We start from the raw sequence: 11,247 nt of genomic DNA on the forward strand, positions 1-11,247 counted from the left end.
CCAGGAGGAAGAGCAATGCCGGACCCGAGCGACGACTCCGCCCCGCCCGCCGGTCTCGCCCGCGGCCTCTCGCCGGGCTTGCGGCGGATTCTCGCGCCGAACCCCTCTGCGATGACGTTCTGGGGCACGAACACCTATCTTCTCGGCGACCGCGACATCGCGGTGATCGACCCGGGGCCCGACGATCCGGGCCATCTGCGGGCGATCCTCGACGCGGTGCCGCCCGGCGCACGCGTCAGCCACATCCGCGTGACCCATGCCCACCGCGACCACAGCCCGCTCGCCCGGCCGCTGGCCGCGGCGACGGGCGCGCCGGTGATGGCGTTCGGGGGCGCGACGGCGGGCCGGAGCGCGGCGATGGAAGAACTCGCCGCCGCCGGGCTCGCCGGCGGAGGCGAGGGCGTGGACCACGACTTCGAACCGGATGTCCGGCTTGCCGACGGCACCGCGATCGAGGGCGCGGGCTGGCGGCTCACCGCGCTCCACACGCCCGGCCACATGGGCAATCACGTCAGCCTCGCCTGGGGCGAGACGCTCTTCACCGGCGACCACGTGATGGGCTGGGCAAGCTCCCTCGTCTCTCCGCCCGATGGCGACGTGAGCGATTTCATGGCCTCCTGCGTACGGCTGCGGCGCCGGGGCTGGCGCGTCTTCCATCCCGGCCACGGCGCCCACGTCGCCGAGCCGCGGGCGCGGCTCGACTGGCTGATCGGCCATCGTCGTGCCCGCGAGGCCCAGATCCGCGCGGCCCTCGCCGCCGCACCCGGAACGGCGGCCGAGATCGCCCGGCGGATCTACACCGACACGCCCGAGGCGCTCTTGCCCGCGGCGACACGCAACGTCCTCGCCCATCTTCTCGACCTGCGCGGCCGCGGTCTTGCCCAACCCGAAGGCGCGTTGTGCGAACACGCGGTCTTCGCAGCGACCGTGCGCTGACCCCGGGCACGCGCGCCGCCGCACGACCGGTCACGCGTCGGCGCACAACCAATCACGCGCGCTTTCGCGCGACATTTCCGTGACGAACGGGCTGGACGCCGGTGCCGCACCTTGGTATAGCCCCCGCCGTGTTCCGGCGTAGCTCAGCGGTAGAGCAGTTGACTGTTAATCAATTGGTCGTAGGTTCGATCCCTACCGCCGGAGCCAAAATAAGCCCTTTTAGGTCAACGCCTTGGGGGGCTTTTTTATTCCCGGAATTTGTCGCGGACGGCGCGGAAGGTAAGGCGCGGGGTCGTCTTGCGATTTCGATGCGGTGGCGATGATCGCCGCGCGGCAACCCTGCGACCCTGGCCGTCGTGAGCAGGCCGGTGGACGCCGGGTCCTTCCGCCATTTACGAAGCCAACATTCGAGGAGAAAGCGGCCGATGACGGGCAAGGCCGGCCGGAAAAAGATCCCGGCCGGCCCGTCGTTCAGAAGCGCATCTGCAGCGACAGGCGCGCGCCATGGCTGGTGTAGTCGTCCGAGAACGCGCCGCGATACTCGGCATCGAGCGAGGTTTGCGACCCGCTGCCGCCAAGCGGCATCGACACCCCGAGGCCGATATCCAGCCAGTCGTCATCCTTGCCGTCGAGCGGCGTGCTGCCGACGAGGATGTTACCGAACGCGGTTTGCACGCTCTCATCGCTGCCGTTGCGGCTGGCATAGGCGACATGTCCGCGCAGCGTGGCCTGGCCCAGCATCGCTTCGCCGCGGGCGCCCAGACGCGCCAGCGTGAAGCTGTCGTCGAAATCCTCGACCGAGAGGTTGTAGATCCCGGCCCCGGTTTCGTCGAACCCGTCCACCGAGGTGTTGTAGATCTCGATCGATCCCATCGGGCCGAAGGCGTAGCCGGCCCCGCGCACCGCCATGTAGTCGGCGCTGATCCCCGCGAAGGTCACCGTGCCGTCGGTGTCGCCGGTGGCTGTCCCGGTGAAGCCCGGAATGTCGATGTTGCGCTCGCTGTCGAAGTCGAGGTTCTGGACGCCGGCGAAGGCGCGGAAACTGCCGGCGGCGCCGATGGGTCCCTCGATGAAGCCGCCGAAGGCGAACCCCTCGGCGTCGAGCGAGCCGCGGGAGTCGTCGATGTCGGCGTCGGCACGGCCGTAGCCGAGCATCAGCCCGCCATCGAGCCCGTCCGCCAGCGATGTCTTGAGCCCGAAGCTCACGTCGGTCGTGGTGAAGTCGTAATCGCCGCCCGTCGACGTGCCGGAGACCTCGCCGGTGCTGCCGCCGAGCGAGACGAAGCCCTGCATGCTTTCACCCATCTGCCACCAGGGGCTGCCCTGGGTCGCGACGGTGGCGCTGCCCGCCGCGCCGACCCCCGCCGGAGTGCCGAGGGCGTGGACCTGGTTGCGGGCCAGTTCGTAGCCGAGCCCGCCATAGGCGCCGAGAAAGCTGTAGCCCAGACGCTCGAGCGCGGTGTTCTGCTCGGCCGGTTCCTCGATCGCGAGGATATCGTCGATCGTCGTCAGGTAGCCCTCGTCGGCGCCGAGATAGGGAATGTTCGCCGAATCGAGCGCACCCGCCACGCTGAACTGGTAGGGCGTCCGGGTCTCTTCCACGATCTGCGCGAAGCGCGGTGCGTAGCGAAGGATGAACTGCCCGTCCTCGACGTTGCCGACCGTGATCGTGTAGTTCAGGTTGGCGTTGCGCAGATCCTCGATCCTGTCGACGCCGAAAAGCCCGTTGCTCTCGGCGCGTTCGAGGATCGCGTCGGGGACCGGAGCGCCGGGCGCGTAGGCCAGATCGGCCGCGTCGACACCGAGCGCGGCGGCAAGCTCGTCAAGGCGCGCATCGATGCCCGCGTCGGGGGCGAGGCTTCCGTAGGTCCACTGGTCTGCGCCGACATTGTACCATGCCACCAGCGCGGACTCGTCGTCGGGATTGTCGTTGTCGTCCCAGAACAACCCGTCGGGCACCATGCTGTCGGCAAGAAACGCGTCCCCGAAGAACGCGGTATAATCCGCCTGCGAGAGCAGCGCGGTCTCCCCGGGGCCGAAATCCAGCACGTCGATCGTGAAATCGTTGCTGAACCCGGCGCGATTGGCGGTGCTTTCAGGATCGGCCGTGTTCGTCGTGAAGAACCCGATCTCTCCCTCGTTGCCGCCCGCGCCGAAAAGCCCGTCGACCAGCCGTCCGCCGAGGCCGATCTCCGTCGTGTCGAGATTGAAGAGGACGGCGTCGGCGGCGTCGAGTTCGCCCATGGGCGTGCCGTCCATGTCGAGCAGTTCGACGGAAAAGCCGGTGATCCGCGCTCCGGTGAAGTTTTCGATCTTGCCGAAGGTGAAATAATCGACGCTCGACGTGTCGACCTCGACGGGCCCCTCCGCGCCCTGGAGCGTGATCGTCTCGCCCGGCAAGGTCCCCGGCGTGGTCGACAGGATAAGGTCGAAGGGCGTCGGTCCGGTCAGCAGCGTCTTGATGCGCTTGCCGGATCCCCGCTCGGAGTCGCAGTAGACGTCGGGATTGCTGGCCATCAGGCAGTTCGTCATCTCGCCGCGAAAAGTGAGGTCCGAGTAGTCGGTGAGGAACACGGGGAAAGGATCTAGGAAAAGGAACTCTCCTTCGTTCTCGGGATCCTCGATGCGCGTGCGCGTGAAGGTCACGGCCTTGATGCCCGGCGCGACCACGCCCTCTTCCTCGTCGACGAGGATCAGGCCATCCCCCGATGTTCCCACCAGCACGTCGTCGTCCAGCGTTCCCGCCCAGACCGGTCCGGCCGTGAGAGCCGCCAGAACGAGGGGCGATACCCCAACGCGCAATCTGGCCAGAAGCCCCGTGTCACTCTTTTGCATGTCAACTCCACTTGCTGCTGCGCCCGGTTTCTCCGGCCGCCATTCTTTCGCGCAGGACGAGATGCCGGAATTCCGGCAGCATCCGCCCGGCGCGGCTTTTCGTATGCAGTGTCTCGAATGCAACTTCGTTGATAGTTATCAACGACCTGACCCGTCCCGCGCGGCTGTGGCGGAACGATCACGGCAAGCCCGCCGCAGGCGGATCCGCCATTCCGCGTTGGGATGCGTGACGCCTGCACACCGGCCATGGCCCCAAGACGCGGCTCTTCCCGCGCGGTCCGGCATTGCGGCGTGCCAATGTCCGCCGAGTCGGGCATGCTGTTGCGGCACGCCATGACCGGAGAGCATCCATGACGAGACCCGTTTCACTTGCCGCGCTGTTGGCATGGGCGGCCTTCGCCGCCCCCGCGCAGGAGGCCGCCGACGCCGTCGCGCCCGAGGCCGGCACCAGGGCGGCGGCCTTTCCCGGGCTTTCGCCCGCGGCCGAGGCGGCCTTCGCGGCCCGTGCGGCCGGCGTGCCCGTCAGGGCGGAGAACTGGATGGTCGTGGCGGCGAATCCGCTCGCCGTAGAGGCCGGGGCCGAGGTGCTGGCCGCGGGCGGCAGCGCCGCGGATGCGATGATCGCGGTGCAGGCCGTACTGGGGCTGGTCGAGCCGCAAAGCTCCGGCCTGGGCGGCGGCGCCTTCCTGGTCTGGTACGATGCCGCCACGGGCGCGGTGACGACGCTGGACGGCCGCGAAACCGCCCCGATGGCCGCGCGGCCCACGCTCTTTCAGGACGAAAGCGGGGAGCCGCTGGATTTCTTCGACGCCGTCGTCGGCGGGCGCTCGGTGGGCACCCCCGGCACGCCGGCGCTGATGGAGGCCGCGCATCGCCGCTGGGGCCGCGCCAACTGGGGCGACCTTTTCGACGCCGCCATCGCGCATGCCGAAAACGGCTTCACCGTCTCGCCGCGTCTGGCAGAGCTCGCGGCGGGCGACGCGGACCGCCTGCGCCGCTTCCCGGCGACAGAGGCGTATTTCTTCCCCGGCGGCACGGGCCTTTCCGCGGGCGACACGCTGCGCAATCCGGCCTATGCCCGGACCCTTCGGGCCATGGCGCGCGAGGGCGCCGACGCGATCTACTCCGGTCCCATCGCCGAGGGGATCGTCGCCACGGTGCGTGCGGCCGAAGGCAATCCCGGCCTGCTCTCGCTGCCCGATCTGGCCGCCTACGAGGTGATCGAGCGGCCCGCGGTCTGCGTCGAATACCGCGCGCATGATGTCTGCGGGATGGGGCCGCCCTCGTCCGGGGGGCTGACCGTCGGCCAGATCCTCGGCATGCTCGGGGGCTACGACCTTGCAGAGCTCGGACCGGAGAGCGCCGAGGCCTGGCGGCTCATCGGCGATGCCTCGCGGCTCGCCTTCGCGGACCGGGGCCGTTACATGGCCGACAGCGACTTCGTGCCCATGCCCACCGAGGGGCTTGTCGATCCAGCCTACCTCGCCGAGCGGGGCGCGCTGCTGGCCGGCGACGACGCCCTGCCCGAGGTGGCGCCCGGCCGGCCCGAATGGGACCACGCGCGGATCTGGGCCGACGACACCTCCCTGGAACTTCCGTCGACCTCGCACATCTCGATCGTCGACCGCGACGGCAACGCGCTTTCGATGACCACAACGATCGAGAACGCCTTCGGTTCGCGGCTGATGGCGCCGGGCGGGTTCCTTCTGAACAACGAGCTGACCGATTTCTCGTTCCGCACCCATGCCGACGGCGTCCCGATCGCCAACCGGCTGGAGCCCGGAAAACGGCCGCGCTCCTCCATGGCGCCGACGGTCGTGCTGCGGGACGGCGCGCCGGTCCTCGTCGTGGGCTCTCCCGGCGGGAGCCGTATCATCGGGTATGTCGCGCAAACGATCATCGCGCATCTGGATTGGGGCATGGACGTGCAGCAGGCCGTCGCCATGCCGCGGGCCGTCAACCGCTTCGGCACCTTCGATCTGGAGGCCGGCACCGAGGCGGAAGACCTGGCCGAGGAACTTGCGGCGCTCGGCTACGAGGTGAACGCGCGCAGCCTGACCTCGGGCCTGCACGCCATCGCCATAGATGCAGATGGATTGACCGGCGGGGCCGACCCGCGGCGCGAGGGCATCGCGCTGGGCCGGTAGAAAGCGTGGGGCCGCCCCGGTCAGCCCCCGCGAGCCCCGCAAGCTCTGCAGGTCCGGCCCGGGGGACGCCCGCCTACCCTCGGCGGCGGCCAGACCGCCGCGCCCCGTGGCGGACGGGCTTGCCCTTCGAGCGACGTCACCCGCAGGCGGGACGGACGAGGCGCGCGTAGACGTCGCCGGAGTTCGCGGCCGCCGGCAGAGCGTCCAGCGTCGCAGAGATCTCCTGCGGCGTCTGCCACCCGTCATGAAGCAGCCGGTGCTCCTCGCCGAGGCTGAGATTGTATTCGTAGGTCCCGAGCGTGCCCAACCGCGCGATGCAGGCCCGCGCGGCGGCCCGCTGTATCATGGTGACCTCGAAGGACAGCAACGGCAGCGCGGTGCTCAGCCCCTGCAGCACGGCAGGTTCGTGCCCCTCCACGTCGATCTTCACGAAATCGGGCGTGCCATGGCGCGCGATCAACGCGTCGAGCGTGGTGACGGGCACCGTGACCGCGCTGTCCCAGACCTCGTCCTGCCAGCCCGGCGCGCCCGCCGCGGCAGCGATGAAATCCCGCTCGAGCGTCGCGACGGTCGGATTGCGCGGGTTGAGATGAAGGACGAGTTCCCCGGGCGCGGCCCCCGCGGCCATGGGCAGCAGGGTGGCCCCCGGGGTCCGGCCGTGGATCAGGCGGAGCGCCCGGAACACCCGGGGCTGCGGCTCCAACGCGACGACGGATGCGCCAAGCCCGAGGAAGCTTCCGGTTCGATCGCCCAGATGCGCGCCGATGTCGAAAACGAGCGCCCCGGGCGACACGAGCGTTGCGTGCAGCGCATCCATGCGCGCGGTCCGCGCCCTGTCACGGTAGTAGATGTCCAGCGAGCGGCCGATGACCGACGCCGCCGGTTTCGTTCGTTTCGGTTTCGATGTCGCGTGCATCGCGGTCTCCAGGTTTCGGCGCGCGGATCGGCCGCTCCATCGATGCCGGCGCCATGGCCGAGATGCGAACGCCCGTCGCTGGTCCCGAAGAGTGACCCGGCCATCTTGCCTGCCCCGAGCGGCGTCCGAAACGCGGCCGGCGGTCAGGTCCGGCCCCTAACGCCGGAACAGACGGGACTCGAAGCTCACGCCGACGCCGATCCGCGCGCTGTCCTGCGCCACGAGTGTCCCGAGCCCGTGGCGCCCGATGGCATTGGTCGCGAAGAGGTCGAGGCTTGCCGGTGCCGCGTCGAAGGCATAGCGCGCGCCCGCCGCCCAGACCGCGTCCTCGCCGCCCGACACGGGCGTCACCTCGCCGATCACCTGCCAGTTCGGACCGAAAGCGTGATTGATGCCAAGGCCGAGGCCGCCGATCTCCTCGTCGCCGAAGACGGCAAAGCGCGGATTGATGGTGACCGCTGTCGCCGCGCCGATGTCGCGGCTCGCTGCGAGGTCGGCGAAAAGCACGCCGGTCGTCGGCCGCTCCACGTCGCGCCCGGCAAGCAGCCCGGCGGAGAGGGAAAAGGCATCCCCGTTGTTGCGGTCGAGGAATTGCAGCCGCCCTCCGAACATGTAGCGGGCGTCCTGGCTGGGATTGCGGTCCGGACCGACGCTGCCGTCATCGGCGTAATCCTCGATCAGGGCCTCGATCTGTATCGCGTGATCGGGGCTGAAACGCAGGGCAAGCGCGGCGTTGTCGTCACTTCCCGCGCCGAGCCCGAGCTGGCCCTGGCCCGGACTGAGCGTATCGGCGCTCGACAAGGTGAACCCGGCCCGCGCCAACTGGCGGTCGCGCGGCGTCACCGGGCTCAGCGCGTCGACCCCGTAGGCCGCCCGCACCTCGCCGCGGGCACCCGGCGCATAGCTGAGCTTCAGTCCGAAAAGCGCCTCGTCGCCGCCCGGAAAGAGCGTCACGAGATCGGTGGCCGGCGACATCCCCAACCCGTTCGTCGCGAAGACATCGAGCGCGACCCTCGGCGTGACGGCGTAGCGAAAGCCGGCGGTCCAGACCGGCCTGCGCTCGATCTCGCCGTCGGCGTCCAGCGTATTGCCGCCCGGTCCGACGCTGGCCGTGACCCCGCCATAGGCCTGCAGCCGCGGGCCGGGCTGCCAGGTGGCGCCCACGCCCATGTGCACGTTGGTCCCGAGAAACTCGTACCCCTCCAGCCGATCCGGAAAGACCGTCACCCCCGGCACCAGGTGAAGGCGGAGATCCGGGCCCACCCGGAAACTCGCCGGCAGCTTGAGCGTGGCCGCGGCGCCGTGGATCCAGTCATCCCCGGCCGTCGCGTCGGGCTCGATCCCGAAATATTCCAGCCCGGCAAGCGCGGCGAGGCTCATCCGCGCATCTGACCTCAGGAGAACCTTGAGATGCGCGCCGAGATTGGCGAGCGTGACATTATCCAGCGACCCGCCGATCGCCGAGACCGGCGGATCATCGAACACCTGCGCATCGATGCCGAACTGCAACCGCCCTGAACCGCGCCGGTCCACACCGCCGTGATAAAGCTGGATCCCGGTTCCGTCCCCTTTGTCGGGCCCCGTCTGGTGCGAACCGAATTCCAGCACGAGGCTGTCGCGCGGCAGCAGATATCCGGTATCGAAATTCGCATGGCGCGGTGCGGGGCTTTCGACGACCGGCTCGGCAAGGGCAGCGTCGGCAAAACCCATGCCCAAGACGACGATGGCGGCCTGAAGGCCCGGGACGGACGGATGTTTGCGTCGTCGATTCACGTTCATCTCCGAACCGGTCTCCAATGCCAGGGCCCGCGGCTTTCGCCACGGCCGCCGGTCGTCACCGCGCGCGGGTAAGCGTAGTGTGCCAGCGCGGTCAAAGGAACCGGCAAGAATTGCACCCGCGATTTTTCGATCCCGTCCGGGACCGGAAACACACAGGTCCTGGCGAGAGACGCAGGACCGAGGGCGCCAAGGATCGTTCAGCGGCGCACGGACGCGTTCTTTCCGCCCGCGCACCGGTTCGCCCCTCCCCCGGTTCGATCTCTGCGGCCGACGCCACCTTCCACTCGACCCCTTCCTTGCGGGGCGCCTCGTCCTGGTGCCACGCAACCCTGCGGCGATCGTCCCGCAGAAACGAGCAACTCCGTTCTTTTTTCGTTCCGACCCGCGCCTTATGCTGCGCCCTCGACTCACCCGGGCCGATCCATGACAGAGTTCCGCTTCGTTCACAGTTCCGACCTGCATCTCGGCCGCCGTTTCGGGCGGCTGCCGGAGGAGGTGCGCGGCCCGCTGGCCGAGGCGCGCCATACCGCGCTCGCCCGCCTCGCGGCAGCGGCGCGCGCACATGGCGCGGCCCATGTCCTTCTGGCCGGGGACACGTTCGACACGCCCACCCCGTCCGACCGGGTGCTGCGGCAGGCGCTCAACGCCATGGCGGAGGCGGCGGGCGTCAGCTGGTGGCTGCTTCCGGGAAATCACGACAGCGCCGCGGGCGCCGAACCGCTCTGGGAGCGCATCGCCGCCGAGGCGCCGGCCAATGTCCATCCCGTGCGCGAGGCCGCGCCGGTCAACTTGGCGCCCGGCGTCACGCTTCTGCCCGCACCGGTCACGCGTCCGGCGCCGGGGCGCGACCTGACCTCGGCGCTCGACGCCATGGAAAGCCCCGAGGGCGCGCTCCGAATCGGGCTCGCCCATGGCGGGGTGGTCGATTTCGCGGAAACGGGGGCGAGCATTCCGCCCGACCGCGACCGCCGGGCCGGGCTCGACTATCTCGCGCTCGGCGACTGGCACGGCCGCCTCTCCGTCTCGGCGCGCACGCAATACCCCGGAACGCCCGAACAGGACCGTTTCCGCCACGGGCGCCGGGGCGTCTGCCTCGCCGTCACCCTGCCCGGCCCCGGCGCGGCGCCCGTCATCGAGGAGGTGGAAACCGGCGTCTTCCTCTGGCGGGAGGAAAGGCTGCCGCTGGTGCCCGGAACCGACCCCGAGGCGCAGCTTGCCGCGCTGCTCCCCGCCTCGGGCCGGCGGGAGATGCTCCTGCGCCTGAGCGCGGAGGGGCGCGCGCGCCTCGCAGAGCGCGCCGCGCTTGCCCGCGCCGCGGCCGCCGCGGCCCCGGATTTCTGGCATTTCGACCTGATCGCGGACGCCCTCGCGACGGAGCCCGACGCCGCGGACCTCGACGCCATCGACCAGGCCGGCGCGCTGCGCCGGGCCGCCGACGCGCTTGCCGCCGAAGCCGCGGACGAAACGCTGGATGCGACCGCGCGGCGCACCGCGGCGGCGGCGCTGGCGCGGCTTTATGCCTATGTGGTGGAGGGGGCGGCATGAAGCTTCGCGCCCTGCGCCTCGAGCATGTCCGCCGCTTCGACCGTCCGGTGCAGATCGACGGGATGGGCAACGGGCTCAACCTGCTCTGCGCGGCCAACGAACAGGGCAAGTCCACCCTCTTCGACGCGCTGCACGCGCTTTTCTACGCCCGCCACGGCTCACGCGCGCAGGACGTGCTCGCGCTGCGGCCCCATGCCGGCGGCGCGCCCGAGATCCGCGCCGAGATCGAGAGCGAGCAGACCGGGCCCGTCACCCTGGTCAAGCGCTGGCTCTCGCGTCCCGAGGCGCGGATCGAGCGCGACGGCCGCGTGATCGCCCGCGCCGACGAGGCCGAGGCGGTCATCGCCGACCTCGTGGGTGGCGCCGAGGGCGGTCCGGCCGGGCTGCTCTGGGTGCGCCAGGGCCTTCACGGCCTCGAGGACGGCACCGGAAAGGCCCGCGACGCGGCGCTGGCCGCGCGCCGCGATCTGCTGTCCTCCGTGGCAGGCGAGGTCGACGCGATGACGGGCGGCCGGCGCATGGACGCGGCGCTGGCCCGTTGCCGGGAGGAGTTGACGGAGCTGGCGACGCCGGGTCGCGCGCAGCCCCGCGGCGCCTACAAGGCCGCGCTGGACGAGGCCGCGGCGCTCGCGGATCGCGCCCAAGGCCTTGCCGAAACCGCGCGCGCGCTCTCCGAGGCCCTGAAGGACCGCCGGCGGTGCCGCGAGGAGCTGGCCGCGCTCGACGATCCCGAGGCCATGGAAGAGCGGCGCGCGCGCCTCGCCGTGGCCGAGGCGGCGTACGAGGCCGCGGAAAAGCATGCCGAGCATCTGGACGCCGCCAGACGCAGCCGCGATCTTGCGCGCCTGGAGGCGCGGCAGGCGGCCGAACGGCTGTTCGCCCTGCGCGAGGCCCGCGCCACCCGCGAGACGGCCAATCGGGCCTGCCAGGAGGCCGACGTCGCATTGGAGGACGCACGGCAACGCGAAACGCAGGCCGCGGAGGCCGCCGCAGAGGCCGAGCGCACCCGCGCGGAGGCCGCCGCCGCGAAGGCCGGGGCCGACGCCGCGCGCCGCGAGGCGGAACGCCGGGCCGCGGCGGCAGACGGCG

Annotated in this window: 7 protein-coding genes and 1 tRNA gene; 5 read left to right on the forward strand and 3 right to left on the reverse strand. The window is 70.7% G+C overall.

Translation table 11 applies throughout. The annotated features are described in order from the left end of the window. Window positions 1–15: 15 nt before the first annotated feature. Both AB6A65_RS14035 and AB6A65_RS14040 read left to right on the forward strand, forming a co-directional pair. Entirely contained in the window at window positions 16–936 is a 921-nt protein-coding gene (locus AB6A65_RS14035) for an MBL fold metallo-hydrolase (RefSeq protein ID WP_371039016.1), read from the forward strand. A 132-nt stretch (window positions 937–1,068) separates the two neighbouring features. Continuing rightward, window positions 1,069–1,143, forward strand: a tRNA-Asn gene (locus AB6A65_RS14040). A 264-nt stretch (window positions 1,144–1,407) separates the two neighbouring features. Here AB6A65_RS14040 and AB6A65_RS14045 read toward each other — a convergent pair. Further along, complete coding sequence (locus tag AB6A65_RS14045) at window positions 1,408–3,771, reverse strand: choice-of-anchor F family protein (RefSeq protein WP_371039017.1); 2,364 nt, start codon at window positions 3,769–3,771, stop codon at window positions 1,408–1,410. 350 nt (window positions 3,772–4,121) lie between these two features. On the opposite strand from AB6A65_RS14045, the gene ggt reads away from it, so the two are divergent. After that, window positions 4,122–5,918 (forward strand): gamma-glutamyltransferase, encoded by a 1,797-nt coding sequence (gene ggt, locus AB6A65_RS14050; RefSeq protein WP_371039018.1) that lies wholly within the window; start codon window positions 4,122–4,124, stop codon window positions 5,916–5,918. Window positions 5,919–6,054: 136 nt separating this feature from the next. Here the strand turns inward: ggt and AB6A65_RS14055 are convergent, their stop codons facing one another. Together AB6A65_RS14055 and AB6A65_RS14060 are read right to left on the reverse strand one after the other, a co-directional pair. Then, window positions 6,055–6,834 (reverse strand): FkbM family methyltransferase, encoded by a 780-nt coding sequence (locus AB6A65_RS14055; protein WP_371039019.1) that lies wholly within the window; start codon window positions 6,832–6,834, stop codon window positions 6,055–6,057. Window positions 6,835–6,990: 156 nt separating this feature from the next. Next, complete coding sequence (locus AB6A65_RS14060) at window positions 6,991–8,607, reverse strand: hypothetical protein (RefSeq protein WP_371039020.1); 1,617 nt, start codon at window positions 8,605–8,607, stop codon at window positions 6,991–6,993. A 429-nt stretch (window positions 8,608–9,036) separates the two neighbouring features. Between AB6A65_RS14060 and AB6A65_RS14065 the strand changes: the two genes are divergently transcribed. Then, window positions 9,037–10,158 (forward strand): exonuclease SbcCD subunit D, encoded by a 1,122-nt coding sequence (locus tag AB6A65_RS14065; protein ID WP_371039021.1) that lies wholly within the window; start codon window positions 9,037–9,039, stop codon window positions 10,156–10,158. Then, window positions 10,155–11,247: AAA family ATPase (locus tag AB6A65_RS14070; protein ID WP_371039022.1), on the forward strand; the 1,093-nt coding region annotated here is incomplete at its 3' end. The genes AB6A65_RS14065 and AB6A65_RS14070, both read left to right, overlap by 4 nt.

The sequence above is a fragment of the Rhodosalinus sp. FB01 genome, assembly GCF_041365715.1.
Lineage (GTDB): Bacteria > Pseudomonadota > Alphaproteobacteria > Rhodobacterales > Rhodobacteraceae > Rhodosalinus.

Excerpts from the sequence above, each read along its gene's own strand:
- AB6A65_RS14035 (WP_371039016.1), top strand. The coding sequence starts at position 16 with ATGCCGGACCCGAGCGACGACTCCGCCCCGCCCGCCGGTCTCGCCCGC.
- AB6A65_RS14045 (WP_371039017.1), bottom strand. The coding sequence starts at position 3,771 with ATGCAAAAGAGTGACACGGGGCTTCTGGCCAGATTGCGCGTTGGGGTA.
- ggt (WP_371039018.1), top strand. The coding sequence starts at position 4,122 with ATGACGAGACCCGTTTCACTTGCCGCGCTGTTGGCATGGGCGGCCTTC.
- AB6A65_RS14055 (WP_371039019.1), bottom strand. The coding sequence starts at position 6,834 with ATGCACGCGACATCGAAACCGAAACGAACGAAACCGGCGGCGTCGGTC.
- AB6A65_RS14065 (WP_371039021.1), top strand. The coding sequence starts at position 9,037 with ATGACAGAGTTCCGCTTCGTTCACAGTTCCGACCTGCATCTCGGCCGC.